Below are 21,704 nucleotides of genomic sequence, written 5' to 3'. Positions count from 1 at the left end.
TCGTAAAAATACGAGATTTTCCTCAAACAATACACCCCTTTTTTGTGAATTATACAATAATTTAAAGAAAACGTTTTCGTAATATCGAATATATTTCAACATCATATCAGACGTCATTTCAATTATAAATAAGTTCTATTTTTAGTATTTTTACACTCCTGAATTCCAATTAATTTCTAAATAAAAAACAAAATGCCAGAGCTATTAAAAAAAACATTTCCTTCCTTTTCAAATGAATTGATACAAGACATCAAAGCAAATGAAATAATAAAAAATATTAGTGCAGGAGAAGTGATCATGCGCACTGGACAATATATTAAAAACACCATACTATTAGTAAAAGGAACAATCAAAGTCTATCGTGAAGACAGTGATGGTGGCGAATTTTTCATGTATTACTTACAACCTGGACAAGCCTGTGCCTTATCTATGGTTTGCGCCATCAAGAATGAAAAAAGCCAAATCATGGCAAAAGTAGTTGAAGATGCTGAGATAATCATGCTTCCATTAGCAATGATGGACAAATGGATGATGGAACATCGCAGTTGGTACGAATTTGTTGTAGGCTCGTATCGCAATCGCTTAGAAGAAGTACTAGAGGTAATTGACAGTATTGCTTTTAGAGCAATGGATGAGCGGTTGGAATTTTATCTAAAACGCCAAGTTGAAGCTTGTGGCTGCAAAGAATTAAAACTATCACATCAAGAAATCGGATCTGATTTGAATACTTCCAGAGAAGTTATATCGAGGCTACTCAAAAAAATGGAACAGCGAGGTTTGGTCGTTTTGCACCGCAATCAGATTGAAATTCTATAGTTAATCGTATTCGGCTAACAGTAGGCAAATTTTAGCTTTCAGACAAACCTAAACCAATGTGACAAAAGTTACATCTATATAAAAAAACACTTCGCATCTTTGTCTGAAATATAAAAACAGGACATGGAATATTTTGGTTACTTGGCTTCGGTCATAATAGGACTCTCTTTAGGGTTAATCGGCGGTGGAGGATCTATTTTAACCATTCCTATATTGGTCTATTTATTCAAAATTGATCCAAAACTGGCGACTAGTTATTCCTTATTCATAGTAGGAGTCACAGCTTTATCAGGATGTTTTAGCCATTATCGAATGGGAAACCTCAAAATCAAATCGGCATTATATTTTGCCATTCCTTCCGTATTTTCAATTTTGATTATTCGAGAAGTAATTTTTTTGAAGATTCCTAATTTGCTTTTTACCATAAATGATTTTCAAGTCACCAAGAACTTTCTAATCATGATCATTTTTGCAATCCTGATGGTATCGGCATCTATTTCTATGATTGGTAAAACCAAAACTCAAATACACGCTATTAGTACTAATTATTGGCAACTAGCAGTAATTGGAGCTGTGATTGGAACTATATCAGGTTTTCTAGGTGCAGGTGGTGGATTTTTAATCATTCCTGCTCTTTTGTTTTTTGCCAAATTACCAATGAAACAAGCTGTTGGCACTTCATTATTAATCATTTTTATTAATTCTGCTATTGGTTTTGCAGGTGATTTATATATTGGTGCACCAATAGATTATATCTTTTTACTGAGTATTTCAAGTATGGCTTTCATAGGAATGTTTATTGGCACTCACCTATCCAAAAAAATAGATAGCAACAAACTCAAGCCAATTTTTGGATGGTTTGTTTTGATAATGGGTATTTACATTATCATTAAAGAAATTTTCATCTAACAAAGTAATTTTTATCACATATAGTATCATAAAACAGGAGTAACTTTGTAACTCTTTTTAAAATTAAAATCATGCAAATAGAACAAATATATACAGGATGTTTAGCGCAAGGAGCCTATTATATCACTTCCAATGGTGAAGCTGCTATAATAGATCCGCTAAGAGAAACACAACCTTATCTAGACAGAATTACCCGCGATGGAGTGAAACTGAAATATATTTTTGAAACTCATTTTCATGCTGATTTTGTTTCTGGTCATCTTGATTTAAGCAAAGAAACAGGTGCTCCAATCGTTTATGGTCCAACTGCAAAACCCGAGTTTGAATCCATTATTGCAACCGATAATCAATTATTTGAAATAGGAAATATCAAAATAAAAGTATTGCATACACCCGGCCATACTATGGAAAGCTCAACCTATTTGTTAATTGATGAAAATAAAAAAGACCATGCTATTTTCTCTGGTGACACCCTGTTTATTGGTGACGTGGGAAGACCAGACCTTGCTCAAAAAGCAGCTTCAATGACTCAGGAACAACTGGCAGGATTACTTTTCCATTCGTTAAGAAACAAAGTTATGACCTTGTCCGATGATGTTATTGTATATCCAGCACACGGCGCGGGCAGTGCTTGTGGTAAAAACATGAGCAAAGAAACAGTTTCGACCATCGGAAATCAAAAAGCTACTAATTATGCATTGAGAGCCAACATGACCGAAACCGAATTCATAACCGAAGTAACCGATGGCTTACTTCCTCCTCCAGCTTATTTTGGAATGAATGTAGCCATGAATAAAAAAGGATATGACAGTTTTCAGGAAGTTTTAAAACATGGGATGAATGCTTTATCAGTAACAAAATTTGAATCAACTGCTGATGAAACTGGAGCTTTAATTCTAGATACCCGAAAAAACGGTGATTTTGCCAAAGGCTTCATTCCACAATCCATAAACATAGGAATCGATGGGGATTTTGCTCCTTGGGTTGGTGCTTTAATTGCCAATGTAAAACAACCAATTCTTTTAATTACCGAACTGGGGCGTGAAGAAGAAACTGTAACCCGCTTAAGTCGTGTAGGTTTTGACAACTTAGTAGGTCATTTAGAAGGTGGTTTTAATGCTTGGAAAAATGCTAAAAAAGAAATTGACATCGTAAATAGAATTACAGCCGAGGAATTCCAAAAACAAGTAAAAATTGGCGAAAGCAAAATCATCGACATTCGTAAAGAAACAGAGTACAGTGCCGAACACGTAGCCGAAGCCTACAGTAAACCACTGGCAAACATCAACGATTGGATGAAAGACATTGATCCAAACGAGCCATTTTTCATACATTGTGCAGGTGGATATCGTAGTATGATCGCCGCATCTATTTTGCAAGCAAGAGGGTTTCGAAATTTCAGCGAAATTGAAGGCGGATTTAATGCTATTACAAAAACTAATGTTCCCAGAACTGATTTTGTGTGCCAAAGTAAAATTTAAATAGTCAGGGCGTGCCACCATCCCAATAAAAGGGCAACTAATCTTTGCGAGTATTTGCCCTTTTATTGAGATGCTGTCGTACTATCCGCGCTACTTCGGTAGCTAGCTCCTATCACTCACGCAAGTACCTAAGAAGCAATACTATTTCAGTAAACTTAGTTGTTAAAATATAAACACTTTCAAAAGAAAAAATAAGTATGGACAATTTAAAATGTTGCGTAGTAGCTTGTGATAATCCTTTGGATCAAACCTATTGGGACAATCAATATAAAGCCAATACAACAGGTTGGGATCTTGGAACAGTATCACTGCCTATAAAAAGTTATATCGATACTTTAAAAGATAAAAACACTCGAATTTTAATTCCCGGTTGTGGAAACACCTATGAAGCAGTGTATCTTTTAGAACAAGGTTTTACAAATGTTACCGTTATTGATATTGCCCCTACATTGGTTCAAAATCTAAAAACCAAATTCAAAGATAATCCTAACATCAATATTCTATTAGGAGATTTTTTTGAACATAAAGGCGAATATGATTTGATCCTCGAACAAACTTTTTTCTGTGCTTTGCCTCCCACAATGCGCCAAAAATACGTTTGGAAAATGCATCAGCTATTAGCTAAAGAAGGAAAAATTGCCGGATTATTATTCAACCGAACATTCGAAACAAATCCTCCATTTGGTGGAAGCCGAGAAGAATATGAAATGCTTTTCAAGGCAGCTTTCGACTTTTTAAAAATAGAAGTATCTCAAAATTCAGTAACACCAAGAGCTGGAACCGAATTATGGATAGAAATACAAAAAAACAATACAGTTATTGTAAATTTATATTCATTTGAAGGCATCACTTGTAATGGATGTAGCAATGCAGTTTCCGAAAAGTTTACTGCAATTGATGGCGTTTTGAATGTAAATATGAGTACAAATTTTGCTGAAATATTAATAATAAGTAATTTTGAAATTAATTTGAAAACTTTTCAAAAAGAAATTAGCTACGATCCCAAATATAAAATTGAAAATCCCATTTTATAAACCTACAAAATGAAAGAATTACTATTTAGCAACTGGAATGCCATGCGGGTTTTTCGTTTAGCTTTTGCCATATTCTTATTCGCTCAAGCCTACAATACACACGAATGGTTTTTTATTGTCTTCGGATTATTTTTCTTTATTCAAGCTATATTTAATTCAGGCTGTGGGCCTAATGGCTGCACCGTCCCTAAAAACAAATACTCCAAAAAATGAGTGCTTTCAACAACATTATTCAATCAGAGAAACCTGTTTTGGTTGATTTTTTTGCCACTTGGTGTGGTCCTTGTCAAACATTGGCTCCTATTTTAAAAGAAGTAAAAGATAATTTGGGAGAACAAATTTCAATCATCAAAATTGATGTCGACAAAAATCAACAAATAGCTTCTCAATATCAAGTTCGTGGAGTCCCAACAATGATTCTCTTCCAAAACGGAAAACAATTATGGAGACAATCGGGTGTTCTAAGTAGCTCTGATTTAATTAAAATAATTAAAGAAAAGCACAGTTTTTAATCAAAAAAAAGATATTCATTTTTAATTATGAATGTTGCTATTATTGAGCTCAATATATTCCCAACATTACGTTATAAAAAAGTTAATTAATAATCCTTATTCAAAAAAAGGAATACTTTTGAAACTCATTAACAATCAAAAATCAAAAAATGAAAAACCTAATCACCATTTTAGCAGTAGCTCTTTTTTCGGCAGGGATGAATATGAGTGCTCAAGAAACAAAGTCAAAAGAATCTACAAAAAAAGAATGCACTGCTAAAGAAAAAAAAGCATGCGACAAATCTAAAAAATCTTGTTGTACTGCTAAATCTGCACAGAAACTGTAATGCAATTAATTTATAATGCCCCGAAAAGAGTGTTGAAGTAATTCGACGCTCTTTTTTTTTATACACATTCTATACAAAATCAGAACCGCTTATTTATTTAGATAGTCACAAAACTATTCCTATGGTAACCATTTATGAATAATCACATCCAGATCATCTTCTATTATTGGTTTTGAAACATAATCATTCATACCAAACTCTAAGCATTTATCTTTCTCCCCAAGCATAATTCCTGCTGTCAAAGCAATAATAGGTATTTTATCACCATTTTTAAGAGCTCTGATTTCGAGAGTAGCTTCGTATCCATTTTTTATAGGCATTTGAATATCCATTAAAATCAAGTCAGGTTTGTTTACTTCAAATTGTTCAACCCCTTCCTGACCATCCCTACCCTCCAAAATAACAGCATTTGGAATAATTCTTTTCACTAGAGTCTTCGCTAAAAACATATTTATTTTGTTATCTTCTACAATTAAAATTCGATATGCATCTAGGTTTTTTGTTTTCTCTATTTTTTTAATTACTCTATGTGTTGCTAACTCAGTAAAATTCTCTTTTATAGGCTCTGCTTTTTTAAATTTTATAAAAAAGAAAAAATCACTTCCATCTCCATATTTACTTTTTAGCTGCATACTGCTTTTCATTAGTCCAAGCAGCAAATTAGAAATTGCCAAACCTAAACCTGTTCCTCCAAATTTTCGAGAAGTAGCACTATCCTCTTGTACAAATGAATTAAAAATCTTTTTTTGATTGTAATGCTTAATTCCAATACCTGTATCTTTAATAGAAAATTTTATAACCGTCTTTTTTTTACCCTCTTTTACATGTTCGACATCTAATCTAATATGTCCAAAAGAGGTAAATTTTAATGCATTACTAATTAAATTTACCAATATTTGTTTCAATCGTATTGAATCTGCGTAAATAAATTGTGGAACGTTTTCTCCGATTGCAAGCGTTAAAACAATATTTTTTAAATTGGCTTGGTGTTTAAACAATTCTATCACTTGATGTAATAGTCGAAAAAGATCAATATCCTCAATGTGTAATTCCAATTTTCCAGACTCAATTTTAGAAAAATCTAAAATATCATTAATAATTTCCATTAATGAATTGGCCGAAATATTAACCGTAGACATATATTCCAATTGGTTTTTTTCGAGATTAGTTTTCATCAATAAATCGGTAAAACCCACAATACCATTTAATGGTGTTCTAATCTCGTGACTCATATTGGATAAAAAATCCGATTTGGCTCTATTGGCTTCTTCTGCCTGAGTTGTTGCTTTTTTTAGTTCCCTATTAGTTTGTTTTAACCTTTCGTTTATTTCTTCATATTCAATATACTTTACATATAAATCTTTTTCATTTTCTTCGGCTTTTTCTTTAGATTTTATCAATTCCAATTCTAATAATTTGTGCTCTGTAATGTCACGAATGGTTCCTAAAACAACTAATGGCTTGTTCTCATTGTCCCATTTTAAGCTTCCCATTCCATGCACCCAACGTTCTGCCTTATCGTTTACTCTTATAATTTTATATTCTCTATCAAATGGTTTTCTTTTATTAACCACTTCATCTTGAAAATAAAGTTCTAAATTTTCTTTCCAATCCGGATGAACTAGAGCGGTAAATGATTCTGCGTTCAAATCATAATCAGAATCAATTCCAAAAATTGTATTCAACAAATCGGTACGTGCCCATTTTCCTGTATACATATTGATACTATAGGTTCCTATTTGAGCAATATCCTGAGTTTCTTTTAAAAAAAGTTCACTTTCCTTTAGCTTTACTTCTGCTTTTTTCCGTTCAGTCACATCTTTTACAAACAATAAAATTTGCTTTTCCGAAAGTTTAACAGCATCAATTGACCAGTCACGTATAGTTCCATCTTGATGTATAAAAGGTATACTATCATTTGAAGTTCCTTTCAAAAAAAGAGTTGAAAAAATAGGTTCAATATTTACTAGAGAATCCGATGGCGTTAAATCTCTCAGCTTTTTTTTTAATAATTTCTTTTTGGAATAGCCTGTAATCTTAGAAGCAGCCGGATTCACTTCTATAAAGCATCCCTCCATATTTACCACCATAACTCCATCTGGAGCATTCTCTACATAGTTTCTAAACTTAGCATTACTCTCTTGTTCTCTCTCTTTCTCTTTAATAACGGCAACTTCTTTTTCTTTTGCTAAAATTTCATTTTCTATTCTTTTTTTTTCGGTAATATCTTGAACAACCCCTCGTAAAGCTACTACTTCGTCTTTATCATTTAATATTGGAATTCCTGTTCCATAAATCCACTTGGTTCGATTGTCAGGAAATAGTATTTTATGAGTTACTTCATAAGGTTTTTTATTTTGCACACATGCATGTATTTTACTATATACCATCTCCTTATCCTCTTCAGAAAAATATTTCAAATAATTATCAAATAAATGATTACTTGGCTTCTTCTCCATTTCGAAAATACAATACAGTTCGTTAGACCAAATTAAATCATTGTTTAGAAGATTGAATTCCCAACTTCCAATTTTTGCAATTTTCTGAGCATCATTTAGTAAACTTTCGCTTGCGAATAATTTTTCTTGAACTTTTCTAATTTCAGTAATGTCTCTTCCTATGGAATACACCAAATTTTTAGAAGGATTTATAATTGAAGTCCATTGCACCGTTATTAGTTCTCCTTTTTTGGAAAGGATTCTATTTTCAAAAATTACGGTTTTATTCCCATTTAAAAGTTCTTGTAAAGCGTTCCTTGTTTTAGGAATATCTTCTGGATAAACATATTGAATATAGCTATTTACCAGTAATTCTCTTTTAGAATATCCTAGTTTATTAATGAATACAAGATTAAATTCTTTGAAATAACTATTTAAATCCGAAACACAAATAAAATCGGAAGTTTCTCGGGTAAAAAACTCAAAATTTGCAATAGAGTCAATCTTCTTTTGCAATAGCGAAATAGTATGTTCTTGTTTTTTTATTTTTTGTAATAATTCTTCAACAGATGGTAAATTTTCTTTCATATGAAGACATTTATTGTTTACCATTGAAACATCTAATGTGCAACCTTCATTGTACTTTTTAAAACAATTTTAAGGAATGCTCATTTTATATCTCAAAGCAAAATTGAATTAATAGAGAAAACTATGCAACAAAAAAGTAAAATTAAAGATATGAAAAAAATTAACATAAAATACTAACATATAAATAATTAGAGTCAAATAAATTACTAATTATGTATTTTCAGAAAAATCTTTCTTTATAAAAGTCAAAAGAAAATTGATTTATTAATGTGAAATTTTATTTAAAACATAAGAAAAATGATAAATACCTTTTGATTACTTTTTCAACCACATATGTAGTACTTTTTCTAAATCGGTATGCACTATCGGTTTTGTAATATAATCCGACATTCCGTGGCTAATACATTTCTCTTTTTCACCATTTAAAACTCCCGCAGTTAAAGCGATTACAGGAATATTCATAGTGGTTTTTGATTTTCTAATGGCAGCTGTAGCATCATAGCCATTTTGAATTGGCATCTGTATGTCCATTAAAATAAGATCTGGTAGTTCTATTTCAGCCAAAACAACAGCATCATAACCATTGGTGGCTTCAATTATAGTACAATTGGCTACAATTTTTTGAACTAATGTTTTTGCCAAAAGCATATTTATTTTATTGTCTTCGGCAATTAACACTTTATAGTTATCTAGTGAGTTTGATGGCTTGGAAGATTTGTTTCTTTCAATACTCGTTTCAACAACTGAATTATTTTGTTTTTGCTCGATTTTTTCAAAGTCTATAATGAAAAAGAATTCACTGCCTATACCATATGAACTACTCAATTTGAGTTCACTGTTCTTTAAGGCTAATAATTGACTTGAAATAGCTAATCCTAAACCAGTTCCTCCGTACTTTCTGGTAGTTGTATTATCTGCTTGAATAAAAGATTGAAAAATTTTCTTTTGATTTTGAACCTTAATACCAATTCCTGTATCAATTACCGAAAATTTAATACTTGAGATTGTCTCATCTTTTTCTACTTGCGTTATATTTAATTTGATATGCCCTGAAAAAGTAAACTTCATAGCATTACTCAATAAATTAACTAATATTTGCTTCAGTCGAAAAGAATCTCCCACAATAAATTGCGAGACATTTTCGTCAATATGAAGTAATAAATCAATTTTTTTATGATTGGCTTCGTATTTGAATAAATTTATTATCTGACTTGATAATTCGTAAACATCAATTTCTTCAGAAATCAATTCTAACTTGCCCGATTCGATCTTTGAAAAATCAAGAATATTATTAATGATTTCCATTAACGTATTAGCCGATTCATTTACAGTAGATAGATATTCTAATTGATCTTTATCAAATTTTGTTTTTAATAACAAATCCGTAAAACCGACAATTCCATTAAGCGGAGTACGTATTTCATGACTCATGTTTGCTAAGAAATCCGATTTTGCTTTATTAGAAGCTTCCGCTTTTTCTTTGGCTTTTATAGCATCATCTATCTGTTTTTTTTGAGTAATATCCTGGACAACTCCTTTTAGCGCCACTACATTATTATTACTATCTACTATTGAAACTCCTGTGCAAAATACCCATTTTATGGTTTGATTTGGTAACAGAATACGATGCTCCATTTCATAAGGTACCCTGTTTGTAATCGTATTTTCAATATTGATACTTAATTCTTCGGCATCTTTTGGAAAAAAACAAGATTTGAATTTATTATAAAGTTCCGGATCATTTGGTATTTTTTCAAATTCGAAAATTTCATATAATTCGTTGGACCAGTTTAATTCTTGAGTCATTAAAATAAAATCCCAACTTCCAAATTTTGCAATTTTTTGCGCTTCGTTGAGTGATCTTTCACTGGATAAAAGTTTCTCCTGAGTTTTTCTAATATCTGTAATATCTCTGGCAATCGCATAAACTAAATTATTAGACCTATTTAAATTGGCTTTCCATTGCAAAATAACAATCTCGCCATTTTTTTTTATATACCTGTTTTCAAAATCGATTACTGGAGAAGTTTTTGCTAAATTTTTGAAAGTAGATGAAGTAATATCTAAATCATCTGGGTGAATGAAATTAAAAAAAGGTATGGATACTAATTCTTCTCTCGAATATCCAAGTACTTTACTGAAAGAATCATTAACAAATTTGTAATAGGCATCGGAATCCACAATACATACTAAGTCTGGAGAATCTTTTACAAAATATTCAAAATTAGTTATGTCCTGCCTTTCATTATTTAATTCTTTTATAAGTATATCTTGTTCTTCTACTTTTTTAAGAAGTTCTTCATAGCTAAATTCTTTTATTGCCTTTTCCATTAACCAAGCTTAAATAATTATAACTTCAATGTATCCGATTTTTTTTATAAATATAGTATAGTCTGACAAATAAAAAAACACCAAAATGTTAAAAGAAAAAAACCCTCCAATTTATTACTGGTGAGTCACTATTTCTAATCCATTTTGGTGCTTTATTTGACAATCAGAAGATTAGTTATCCAAACAAAGTCATCTATTTTATTGCTTAATTTATTTTAAGCCTCTATTTCCTCCTCTTCCAAAGCAGTTTCAAATTCCATAGAATCTTCAAAATCAGCATCTTTTATAACTGCTGGTTTAGAATTTTTACGCGCATTAAACTTCTCCAAACTCTCTAGTTCTTCATCTTCTCCAGAAAAATATGGAAATACATCCATAATAGGAGATTCTGAAATAGCTGGAATAGAATATTCACTCAAGGTAGTTTTCATTACGTGAACTGTATTATCATAAGCTTCTCTTACATCATTGGCTTGAATTAATAAATACATATTCGATTTTCTTTCTTTTCCACTTTCTTCATCATAAGCCATCAAAGAAACTTTTGATTTAAACCAGCGGTCTGTATTTTCGAAAGGGTGAATTTCTGCGTAATTTGCCGTTTTTATATTGGTGATTTTAAATTCTTCACTAATATAAGCAGACATCTCTTCGGTAATTCTACTCTCTGCTTCTGTATAAGACAACGCATCTACCAAATAAGGCTCTGTTGTAACCTTTTGCGTTCCTGTTGCTTCATCAGTTTTTCTGTATTTAATTTTGCATTCGTACCAAATTGTGCTCATATATGTATTTTTTTAAGGATGCCAAAGATAGATTTTAAAGAAAAAATAATATCTAATTCTCGAAATAGATATTCACAATTTATTTATCTATTGAAAATCAGAAAATTACACAGCTAACAAGATGACTTAAGGTTAATTTATGTAATTTTAATTACAATTAAAGCTTCAATCTAAATAACGTTAAAAAAAAGTTAAAACAAAACTAAACAAGTGTTTAAATTAAACAAGTGTTTAATTTTGTACCTTTAAAAATAAAAACGGTGGAAAACAGTTTAAACGAGAAACAAATTCAAATTCTACAAGTAGCGGAAAAGTTATTTGCAGAAAAGGGATTTGATGGTACTTCGATTCGGGATATTTCTAAAGAAGCGAAGATTAATGTTGCAATGGTTTCTTATTATTTTGGCAGCAAAGAAAAACTACTGGAATCTTTGGTTTTATATAAAACCTCCAGTCTTAAAGAACTTTTAAGCGATTTAATAGACGAACAATTAGAACCTGTCGAAAAGATGTACAAACTAATTGACCTGTATGTTAATCGACTTAATTGCAATCAGGGAATTTATAGAATTTTACATTTTGAATTAGCTTCTAAAAAAAGAGTTTTAGAATTAGAATCTTTTTCAGATATAAAAAAGACGAACCTACGATCATTGGAAATTATAATTAAAGAAGGTCAGGCCAAAGGAGTTTTCAGAAAAGATGTCACCATCGAACTTATAACTCCAACAATTTTAGGAACTTTTTTTCATTTCCAAATGAACAAACCTTTTTTTGAAAACTTATTAGATCTAAAAACAGAAGAAGAATACAACACTTATATAAAAACAACTTTGACAATGCACATTCAACAAACCATTAAAGCCCTCTTAACATATGAAAGTTAGTTATTTAATACTTTTTGGAGGTTTCTTCATTGGAATTTCATCTATAACTGCCCAAGAAAAAACCAATTTAAAGCTAGAAGAAGCGATACAATTGGCTTGGACTAAGAGTAATGAAGTTACATTGGCGAACACCAAAGTAGACACAAAGAAACACGAATTACAATCGGCAAAAAACAATCAGTATCCTGATTTAACACTATCAGGGCAATTTCTTGGTTTAAACGAACCAACAATCAGTTCAAGCATTAGTGCTGGAGACTCAGCTAGTGAAATGCCTGTACCTGGTCATATATCTATAGGTCAAGCTAGCTTGAAAGTACCAATATTTTCTGGATTTAAAATTCAAAACGAAATCAAGCTTCAAGATAATTTATTTCAGGCAGAAAATGCAATGGCTTCTAAAACAAAAGAAGATGTGGCAATGCGAGTAATAAACTATTATGCCAATTTGTACAAATCTCAAAGAACCATTGAATTAATAAAGGAAAATCAAAAAAGCGCACAACAACGTGTAACTGATTATATTGCTTTAGAAAAAAATGGAATCATTCCTCGTAATGATTTATTAAAAGCACAACTTCAGGTTTCTAAACTTCAGTTATCACTTGATGAAGCTATCAACAATGAGACAATATTCAATTATTACCTTGTTACGATTTTGAAATTACCAACAGGTACAAAATTAGTAGTTAATGAAAGTGATTTGATTAATTTCCCTAAGGATGAAATTCCTACAGACGAAAAACCAGCATTTGAAAATCGTAAAGATTTGGAAGCAATAAAGTTTCAGAAAAAGGCTTCTCAAAATAATTTAAACATGGCCAAATCTAACTATTATCCAAGCGTTGCTTTGACAGGAGGATATGCGGCTTTGAACATACAACACCTTTTGACTGTACAAAATGCCATGTTCTTAGGAGTTGGTGTATCATACGATCTTAGTGGTATTCTAAAAAATGGTACTGAGGTAAAAGTTGCAAAAAGTAAATCTCTTGAGGTTCAAACTTCCGAAGAATTATTAAAGGATAATATTCGAGTTCAAGTACAACAAGCGATTACTAATTATGATTTGGCTTTAAAGCAAAGTGTTGTTTTAACTCAGGCTGTCGAACAATCTACCGAAAATTATCGTATCGTAAAAGACAAAAACGAAAATGGACTTGCAGATACTAATGATTTACTAGATGCCGATGTAGAGCAACTTAGATCAAAAATTAGCGAAACTATTTCAAAAGTAGATGTTATTCAAAGATATTACGAATTACTTTCAACTACTGGCCAACTATCTCAAACCTTCAACCTTTCTAAAATATAACCATCACCATGGAAAAGAAAAAAACAAACACCAAATTCATTATAATCCTAACTGTTTTAATCCTTGCAGGTGGAACATATGGAATTTCAAAATACCTCCATTCTCAAAAACATGAAGAAACGGATGATGCTCAAATAGAGAAAAACATGAACCCAATTATCCCAAGAGTTTCGGGATATATCAATAAAGTTTATGTAAAAGATAATCAATTTGTAAAAAAAGGAGATACTTTATTTACTATAGACAAAAGAGATTATCAATTGAAAATAGAAGAAGCTAATGCTGCTTTTGTAGGAGCTCAAGGAAGTTTTGAATCTGCAAAAGAAGAAATTGGAAGTGCTTTAGCAAATGTTGCAGTTTCGAATGCTAATATTCAATCTGCAGGAGGAAATATTGAAACAGCCAAAATTAGATTAGGAAGAGCAAACAGTGATTATGCACGTTATAAAAACTTATACGAAACACATTCTATCACCAAACAACAATACGAACAAGCTTTAGCTACCAAACAAGAAGCCGAAAGTCAAGTACGTATTTTGCAACAACAACAAAACGCAAGCTCTTATCAAAAATCGGCTATCGAAGCAAAATCAAGAGTTTCTGATAAACAAACTCTAGTAGCTGCAGCAAACATTAAAAGAGCAAAAGCATTACTGGAATCTGCTGAGTTAAACTTGACATATACTGTTGTAACTGCTGCTATTGATGGACAAGTTTCTAAAATTGATATTCAACCAGGACAATTAGTACAAGCTGGACAATCTTTATTTTACATCATCAACAATAATGAAGCGTGGGTTGTTGCTAATTTTAAAGAAACACAATTAAACAAAATGGTTATCGGACAAAAAGTAACTATAAAAGTAGATGCATACCCTGACTATGATTTTCAAGCTACTTTAACTTCATTTTCTCCGGCTACAGGTTCTCGTTTCTCTTTATTACCACCTGATAATGCTACAGGAAACTTTGTAAAAACAATTCAAAGATTACCAGTAAAAATTAGTTTAGACGCAACGAATGATCCTGAAAAAATAAAATTATTACGTCCAGGAATGAATGCTGATGTTGATGTGCATTTGAAGTAATACATCAGACTTTAGATTAGTTTTGACTAAGTAATCAGAAAGATTTTTTTGGAGTACTGCAAAACAAATAAAAAATCAACCGTATAAGACATATAAGTTCACATAAGCTAACTCTTAAATGAACTTATATGCCTTATATGGTGAGAAAAATAAAACGCATTTTATAATTTATTAAAAATGACAAAAACAGTACAAGCAGCAGACGACGATTTAGTCGAATACGGCTATAGACGAATTCTTATCACGATTACAGCGGTACTTTGTGCCTTACTGGAAATCGTTGATACGACCATCGTAAACGTAGCACTTACCGATATGCGAGGGAGTCTTGGAGCTACCTTAACCGATGTAGCTTGGGTAATTACCGCTTATGCTATTGCAAATGTTATTGTAATTCCAATGACCAGTTGGTTATCGCAACAATTTGGAAGACGTAATTACTTTGTAGCCTCGATTATACTTTTTACAGTGTGTTCTTTCCTCTGCGGAAACGCAACAAACATTTGGGAATTAGTAGCCTTTCGATTCGTACAAGGTATGGGAGGTGGAGCCTTATTAGTAACAGCACAAACCATCATCACTGAGAGTTATCCTATTGCAAAACGTGGAATGGCACAAGCTATCTACGGAATGGGTGTAATTGTTGGACCAACACTTGGTCCGCCATTGGGAGGTTATTTGGTCGATCATTATTCTTGGCCTTACATCTTTTACATCAATATTCCGTTGGGAATTATCGCTACTATTTTGGCCATTTCTTTCGTAAGAAGCCCAAAATATGGTGAGAAACTAAAGGCAAATCAGGTCGATTGGTGGGGAATTGTATTATTAGCTTCTTTCATCGGATCATTGCAATTTGTTTTAGAACACGGACAACAAGACGATTGGTTTAATGATCCTTTAATTACAGGTTTGAGTGTTGTAACCATCGCAGGTTTAATACTTTTTATCTGGAGAGAACTCACCTATAAACATCCAATTGTAAACTTAAGCGTTCTAAAAGATGGAAATCTTAGAATCGGAACCGTTATGTGTTTTATACTCGGTTTCGGGTTGTATGGTTCAACATTAATTATACCAATTTACACGCAATCTATCTTAGGATGGACAGCAACAGATGCGGGATTATTACTAATTCCAGGTTCGATAACTACAGCCTTTATGATGCCAATAATTGGTAATTTAATTCAAAAAGGAGTACCGCAAACCTATATGGTAGGAGTTGGATTTTTAGTCTTTTTCTTCTTTTGTTTTTTAATGTACGGTAACATGACTCCAGATACTGGAGTAGAGCATTTATATTGGCCATTAATTTTAAGAGGAATTGGATTGGGATTATTATTTGTACCCATCACAACACTTTCCCTTTCTACATTAAAAGGAAAACATATTGGAGAAGGAGCTGCTTTTACCGGAATGATGCGTCAATTGGGAGGATCATTTGGTATTGCCATCATTACCACATTTATCACCCGTTGGAGTCAGGAACACAGAGTAAATTTAGTTTCACATTTAGACCCAACTAATTATCAGGTACAACAGCGTATTCTTGGTTTACAAAAAAGCTTTATGTCCAAAGGATTTACCAGTAATGAAGCCTTAGATAAAGCGTACCAAGTAATAGATTATTCTGTAATGAAACAAAGTACCGTTTTGGCCTATATGGATATTTTTATGTGGTTAGGAATTATGTTTTTATTCTGTATTCCCATAATTCTTTTGGTCAAAAAAGGAAAAAATAAAATTAACCCAGCCGATGCTATGCATTAATACAGGTTGTTTAAATACATAATATAGAAAAGCCGAATTCGTAATGAATTTGGCTTTTTTTATAAAATTAAGTATGCTTTTTTAGGAGCATAAAGAATGGGTATTTTCAGGAAGCATGGGTTCCCGCTATTCGTTACAATCTTATTGCCCGAACCCCGGGCAACAAGGATTTCCACTACTATCGGGGCTAAAGACAAACATAGTGATTCTTTGTTAGTATCCTCGATTAGAATCAAGTTCGGTTTGTATACAATTATCTCTCAAAAATCCATCAGAAGGTGACCATAACCACTCCGTAAACAATAATTAGAACACGGAAGACTGTTTGATGGAGGCGGAAGCTTGTTTGATGGACACGGAAGCATCTTTGATGGAGGCGGAAGCTTGTTTGATGGACACGGAAGACCTCTTGATGGAGGCGGAAGCTCGTTTGATGAGCACGGAAGCATCTTTGATGGCGACGGAAGACCTTTTGACGGAGGCGGAAGATCTTTTGTAGGCATTATTTTTTTTTCGGAATCCCGATTTTACTGGGCGGAGTACAAAAACAGCTAGAATAAGCAAAAATTACGGGTAGCGGTTTATAATTTTAAATCTTTATATTTGAAAGAAAGAATGTTATGTGCTATTTTACCTAAAAAAATCTAAAAATGATTCTATCAGAAATTCCAATTATTAGAGTTCAATTTGAACAAAATAATGAATCAAATCTACTGACCTATATTTTACCAATCTTAGTAGCTTTAATAGCGGCTTTTATAGCACTCTGTCAAGTAAAATCAAATAATATTTCAAGTGCTAGAATTGCTTGGATGGAAAATTTACGAGAAATTTTAAGTGAATTGATTGTGGCTTATGCTGATTGTCATCTAATCGTTATGAATATGCATCATAAATTAGAGGAAGCTCGAAAAATCAGCCAAATAGCAATTGGCGAAATCATAAAAACGGACTATCATCTTCATGTCGCATCGATACACAAAGTCAACAAATTGGCAAATAAAGTTCTCCTGTATTTAGATTCGGATAATGCAAACCATCATAGAATCGAGGCATTAATTGATAAACTTTCGAAGAATTTAAGATTTGAAGATGTACTAAATTTAAAACAAGATGAATTGCAAGAAAATTTAGATGAAATAATTTTACTTTCAAAAAAAATATTCAAATGCGAATGGCAAAAATCTAAACGAATATGGAAAATATAACACGCGCATAATGGTCTTTATGCGAGATTAGTCTTTATTAAAAATCACCTCTTTAATCCACAACAGAACGTTAATCAAAATTAAATATACATCCTTTATTAAGTAAAAAATAATGACGACAAAACAAATTCAAGCTATTGGAAATTTCCTTACTTACTACAGAACTGATTTAAATTATATTAATCAGTTTCAAAATTTTAAAAAAGGAAAAATATCACCCGAAGAATACATTAAAAAAGATGCTGGTAGCTTTTATTCTTTTCTAATTGAATTCAGAGTTGTTAGAAATTTTCCAAGCGGGACTGTAAATAAATTGTTGGCAGAAACTTCTTTGTGGATAAAAAACAATGAGTCTGATAATGTTGATTTATTTGCTGAAAAATTATCCGAAACTATAACGAATAAAAAAATCATGACTTCGATGGCTTCAAAAATATTGTTTTTAAATAATCCATGGGAAATAATCCCAATGGATAGTTTAGCAAGAAAAACATTAAATCAAAAGGAAAACAAATATTCTATATACAAAAATAAACTCATTGGATTTAAAAATAATAATGAATCTATTTTTGAAAATTCTTTAAAATATACTAATTCTCTAACTGATATAATTCACAACGAATTTAATGACTTAGAAAATTTGAGTGTAATTTGCCGAAATAGAATCGTTGATAAGTTACTTTGGACAATGGGAAAATAAACGAATTACAGTTAACATCTGTTTAGCAAGATTGGGATTATAGTTGAATTTAAAAATGCTTTTGTAACAAATAAGTCTATTGAGAGTCATATCATTAAAATCTCAACATGGAAATAAATAGACGTCTTTGGTTAAAAAATGTAGGATTAGGAATTGCAGGTATTGGAATGACAAACATGAATTCTTTTGCTTCTCCCCTTCCTCTTGTGTCAGAAAACGTATTTGACAATTTAGAGCCTCAAAATAATTTTATTACTTTACGATCTAATGAAAATCCTTATGGCCCATCTCCATTAGCCAGAAAAGCATTTGCCGACAATTTGACTCTTAGCAACAGATATAATTGGGAGATTGCAACTCAACTAATTTCTAACCTTGCAGTAAAAAACAATGTTAAAGACGAAAATATTCTATTAGGAGCAGGCTCCACTGAAATATTGGATTTAGTCGCAAAGTTTGCTGCATCTCAAAAAGGAAATTATGTTATCGCTGACCCAAGCTATGAATACTGGACTGCTACTTTGGATAGTTTGGGTTTAAAAAAAATAAAGGTTCCTCTCAATGCTGACAAAAAAATTGATTTGCAGGCTATGCTAAAAGCTGTGGATAAAGACACCAAATTGGTTTATATCTGTAATCCAAACAATCCGACAGGAACAATTTGTGAAAGGAATGAATTAGTTAATTTTGTAAACAATGTTCCTCCTACTGCAATCGTTTTAATTGACGAAGCCTATTTGGAATTCACAAAACAACAATCACTTAGCGGCCTTATTAGTACTCATCCAAATATTGTTGTTGCCAAAACATTTTCCAAAATATACGGTTTAGCAGGAGCTCGAATTGGTTATGCAATTGCAGATACTACGCTGATTAACAATTTGGCAAATCTACAATCAAACACAAATAATAGTGTTAGTGTATTATCAAAACTTGCGGCTATTGCCTCTTTGAAAGACAATAAATTTGTTTCGGATTGCAGTTCTCAAAATGAAATAGCAAGAAAATATACTATTGATGAACTTCAAAAATTAAATTGTGAATGCATTCCATCCAATACAAACTTCATCTATTTTTCTTTGACAAATTATAAGAAAGACTATTTCCAGAAATTAAAAGACAACAATATAGAAGGTACAAGAATTTATGTCGAACAAGGAAAATGGACAAGGATTACAGTGGGAACAATGCAGGAAATGAAACAATTTATAAAAGCATTACAATAAAACTATAATCACCAACTTGTTAAAGATTATTTCTCTAGTTCGCTATGGCTTGAGTGGTATTTTATACTTATAACAAATTATAAAAAATAGGATAAAACATCTATCATGAACAATCTTACTGAAAAGTAAAATGAATCAACAATTAGTATATCAAATAATTTCTCTTATGATTGCTATTTATAGTGGTCTTCCCGGACTATGGATTGCAGAGATTATAAGGAAATATAACTGCTCTTTCTTTTATTCCGCCAAGAATTTTGAAATAACTAAAAATATAGGATTTTATAAACTGCTAAAACTTGACCTGTTTACATACTGCGTAAAAAACACATTCTTCAGACATTGCAACACAAAAATTAAAATAACAAAAAAACCAACCATACAAGAAATTTATAAACTCCTTAATGAAATAACAATATCCGAATTATGTCATTTTTTCGGATTCATTTTTGTGCTAATATACCAGATCGTAACATTAATCTTAAGTTTATACGAAATGTTTTTCTCTTCAATACTATTCAACACAATATTTAATGTATACCCAATTTTACTTCAGGAACGCAATAAATTAAGACTTAGAAACTTCCTGAGTATTCTGTCATCTGCTGCTTAAAATCTATCTCGTAAACAACAAATGACTCCCTTTGGATAAGTTTCCATCAAATTGATAAAACAACTTAATTACTCTTAGCCATTTTGTTGTATTTATTTCGGTATTCAACAGGAGAAAGACCTGTGATTTTTTTAAAAGTTGTCCTAAATGCTTTTGTGTCAGTATAGCCAACATCAAACATTACTTCATTGATGTTTTTGCGGCTATTTTCGAAACTTCGTTTGGCAAATTCAATCTTTACACGATGAATATATTCCAAAACTGTGTTATTGGTCGCTAACTTAAATCTGCGTTCAAGGCTTCTTTTACCTAGTGCAACAGTATCAGCCAATTCCTCGACAGTAATTCGTTCTCCAATATTTTGTTCAATATAATTTTGTGCATTTTTTATCGCTTCGTCTGTATGCCCTTTTTGACCTTGAAACATCGCAAAAGCAGACTGACTTTCACGGTCAATATCTATTGCAAAATATTTGGAAGTAAGAATAGCAGTTTCACGATCCGTATATTTTTCAACCAAATACAATAACAAATTCCAATAGGAGTTTGCACCACCACTTGAATATATTCTATCTTCTTCGGTAACAATACTGCCGTCTTGAACTTCGATTTCAGGAAACATTTCTCTAAACTCATTTTGAAATCCCCAATGTGTCGAACATTTTTTACCATTAAGCAAACCTGTCGAAGCCAACAAAAAAGCACCTACACAAAGTGAAGCCACTTCTGCCCCATTATTATATTGGTCAACAATCCACGAAATAGTTTTTTTGTTAGACTTAATAGCCTCAGACATATCTCCAAACAAAGCAGGAATAATTACCAAGTCGGTTTCTTTTACATCTTTCAATAAAGCATCAGTATGAATAGAAAATTTTCCTTCGTTTATAAAGATTTCTTTTTTCAGACCAACCAATTCCACATTAAATAAGGGCTTTTTACCTGAAACAGCTAAAAACTGATTTACTGCATTAAAACAATATTGAGGATCTGCAATGGCTTGCATTACTGAATTTTCGGGTACTAAAATTGCAACATTTTTCATATTACTAAATTAAAAAACATTTTGTCGCAAATGACCTTTTTTTTGTCTTTTATACACAACTTATTTTTTACGTTGTTGTTACATCTTTGTATTGTTCAATATGTTATGCATTTAAAAAAGTATTAATATAAAAAAACATTTTAAGATACATTTTCAAAGCACAGAATTAGTTCAACAAATTTCAGAAAACAATTTAAAACAAAAGAAAATGAAAAATCAGATTTATCCTTGTTTATGGTTTAATGGACAAGCCGAAGCAGCAGCAACATTTTATTGCAGTATTTTTAAAAATTCATCAATAAAAGTTTGCACACCTATGGTTGTAAACTTTGAATTAAACGGAAATAAATTTATGGGATTGAACGGTGGACCAAATTTTAAATTCAACGAAGCAATATCAATTGTAGTGGATTGTGAAACACAAGAAGAAATAGATTACTACTGGAACAAACTTACCGAGGGTGGCGAAGAAAGTAATTGTGGTTGGCTGAAAGATAAGTTTGGAATGTCCTGGCAAATCGTTCCCACTATTTTAGGAGAATTAATGACCAACCCTGCTAAATCACAAAGAGTAATGGAGGCTTTTATGCAAATGAAAAAGTTTGATATCGAGACACTAAAAAACGCATAGC

At 31.7% G+C, this 21,704-nt stretch carries 20 protein-coding genes; 16 read left to right on the top strand and 4 right to left on the bottom strand.

All coding sequences use genetic code 11. The features are described from left to right. The first annotated feature begins 192 nt into the window (after positions 1–192). The 6 genes from CLU82_RS15395 to CLU82_RS20740 all read left to right on the top strand — a co-directional run bounded on the left by CLU82_RS15395 (position 193) and on the right by CLU82_RS20740 (position 5,078). Entirely contained in the window at positions 193–816 is a 624-nt protein-coding gene (locus CLU82_RS15395) for a Crp/Fnr family transcriptional regulator (protein WP_100843921.1), read from the top strand. Between the two features lie 123 nt (positions 817–939). Beyond that, a complete protein-coding gene (locus tag CLU82_RS15390) occupies positions 940–1,725 on the top strand; it encodes a sulfite exporter TauE/SafE family protein (protein ID WP_100843920.1) in 786 nt (261 codons plus the stop codon). 71 nt (positions 1,726–1,796) lie between these two features. Further along, positions 1,797–3,206 (top strand): rhodanese-like domain-containing protein, encoded by a 1,410-nt coding sequence (locus tag CLU82_RS15385; protein ID WP_100843919.1) that lies wholly within the window; start codon positions 1,797–1,799, stop codon positions 3,204–3,206. A gap of 197 nt (positions 3,207–3,403) precedes the next feature. Further along, the gene (locus tag CLU82_RS15380) at positions 3,404–4,240 is read left to right on the top strand and encodes a methyltransferase domain-containing protein (protein WP_100843918.1); all 837 of its coding nucleotides are present in this window, start codon (positions 3,404–3,406) and stop codon (positions 4,238–4,240) included. 209 nt (positions 4,241–4,449) lie between these two features. Continuing rightward, a complete protein-coding gene (gene trxA / locus CLU82_RS15370; protein WP_100843916.1) occupies positions 4,450–4,752 on the top strand; it encodes a thioredoxin in 303 nt (100 codons plus the stop codon). 149 nt (positions 4,753–4,901) lie between these two features. Beyond that, positions 4,902–5,078 (top strand): hypothetical protein, encoded by a 177-nt coding sequence (locus CLU82_RS20740; protein WP_157813369.1) that lies wholly within the window; start codon positions 4,902–4,904, stop codon positions 5,076–5,078. Between the two features lie 119 nt (positions 5,079–5,197). Here the strand turns inward: CLU82_RS20740 and CLU82_RS15365 are convergent, their stop codons facing one another. From CLU82_RS15365 to CLU82_RS15355, 3 genes are all read right to left on the bottom strand, one after another. Further along, on the bottom strand, positions 5,198–8,104 hold the full coding sequence (locus CLU82_RS15365) for a PAS domain S-box protein (protein WP_198520230.1): 2,907 nt from the start codon (positions 8,102–8,104) through the stop codon (positions 5,198–5,200). A gap of 315 nt (positions 8,105–8,419) precedes the next feature. Beyond that, positions 8,420–10,435: a PAS domain-containing protein gene (locus CLU82_RS15360; protein WP_100843914.1), complete on the bottom strand. Its 2,016-nt coding sequence runs from the start codon at positions 10,433–10,435 to the stop codon at positions 8,420–8,422. Between the two features lie 215 nt (positions 10,436–10,650). Then, entirely contained in the window at positions 10,651–11,220 is a 570-nt protein-coding gene (locus tag CLU82_RS15355; protein WP_100843913.1) for a DUF4494 domain-containing protein, read from the bottom strand. A gap of 260 nt (positions 11,221–11,480) precedes the next feature. Here CLU82_RS15355 and CLU82_RS15350 point away from each other — a divergent pair, with 260 nt between their 5' ends. The 9 genes from CLU82_RS15350 to CLU82_RS21160 all read left to right on the top strand — a co-directional run bounded on the left by CLU82_RS15350 (position 11,481) and on the right by CLU82_RS21160 (position 20,027). Next, positions 11,481–12,107: a TetR/AcrR family transcriptional regulator gene (locus CLU82_RS15350; protein ID WP_369829037.1), complete on the top strand. Its 627-nt coding sequence runs from the start codon at positions 11,481–11,483 to the stop codon at positions 12,105–12,107. Beyond that, positions 12,097–13,422 carry a TolC family protein gene (locus CLU82_RS15345; RefSeq protein ID WP_100843912.1) on the top strand — a complete coding sequence of 442 codons (1,326 nt, stop codon included), beginning with the start codon at positions 12,097–12,099 and terminating at the stop codon, positions 13,420–13,422. Before CLU82_RS15350 ends, CLU82_RS15345 begins: the two co-directional genes overlap by 11 nt. Positions 13,423–13,430: 8 nt before the next feature. Then, positions 13,431–14,510 (top strand): HlyD family secretion protein, encoded by a 1,080-nt coding sequence (locus tag CLU82_RS15340; protein ID WP_100843911.1) that lies wholly within the window; start codon positions 13,431–13,433, stop codon positions 14,508–14,510. A 177-nt stretch (positions 14,511–14,687) separates the two neighbouring features. After that, positions 14,688–16,280 carry an MDR family MFS transporter gene (locus tag CLU82_RS15335; RefSeq protein WP_100843910.1) on the top strand — a complete coding sequence of 531 codons (1,593 nt, stop codon included), beginning with the start codon at positions 14,688–14,690 and terminating at the stop codon, positions 16,278–16,280. Positions 16,281–16,622: 342 nt separating this feature from the next. Continuing rightward, complete coding sequence (locus tag CLU82_RS15330; protein WP_100843909.1) at positions 16,623–16,835, top strand: hypothetical protein; 213 nt, start codon at positions 16,623–16,625, stop codon at positions 16,833–16,835. 95 nt (positions 16,836–16,930) lie between these two features. Next, on the top strand, positions 16,931–17,488 hold the full coding sequence (locus CLU82_RS15325) for a hypothetical protein (protein WP_100843908.1): 558 nt from the start codon (positions 16,931–16,933) through the stop codon (positions 17,486–17,488). 112 nt (positions 17,489–17,600) lie between these two features. Further along, positions 17,601–18,188: a hypothetical protein gene (locus tag CLU82_RS15320; RefSeq protein ID WP_100843907.1), complete on the top strand. Its 588-nt coding sequence runs from the start codon at positions 17,601–17,603 to the stop codon at positions 18,186–18,188. Between the two features lie 107 nt (positions 18,189–18,295). Next, the gene (hisC, locus tag CLU82_RS15315; protein ID WP_100843906.1) at positions 18,296–19,414 is read left to right on the top strand and encodes a histidinol-phosphate transaminase; all 1,119 of its coding nucleotides are present in this window, start codon (positions 18,296–18,298) and stop codon (positions 19,412–19,414) included. Positions 19,415–19,544: 130 nt separating this feature from the next. Beyond that, positions 19,545–20,027 (top strand): hypothetical protein, encoded by a 483-nt coding sequence (locus CLU82_RS21160; RefSeq protein WP_369829036.1) that lies wholly within the window; start codon positions 19,545–19,547, stop codon positions 20,025–20,027. Between the two features lie 64 nt (positions 20,028–20,091). Here CLU82_RS21160 and CLU82_RS15310 read toward each other — a convergent pair whose 3' ends face one another. Beyond that, a complete protein-coding gene (locus CLU82_RS15310; protein ID WP_100843905.1) occupies positions 20,092–21,072 on the bottom strand; it encodes a GlxA family transcriptional regulator in 981 nt (326 codons plus the stop codon). Positions 21,073–21,280: 208 nt separating this feature from the next. Here CLU82_RS15310 and CLU82_RS15305 point away from each other — a divergent pair, with 208 nt between their 5' ends. Further along, positions 21,281–21,703, top strand: coding sequence for a VOC family protein (locus CLU82_RS15305; RefSeq protein WP_100843904.1), 423 nt, complete (start codon positions 21,281–21,283; stop codon positions 21,701–21,703). The last annotated feature ends 1 nt before the right edge of the window (position 21,704 follow it).

The organism is Flavobacterium sp. 5, from assembly GCF_002813295.1.
In the GTDB taxonomy this organism is placed as follows: Bacteria; Bacteroidota; Bacteroidia; order Flavobacteriales; family Flavobacteriaceae; genus Flavobacterium.
This window is presented reverse-complemented; position numbering and strand designations above follow the sequence as displayed.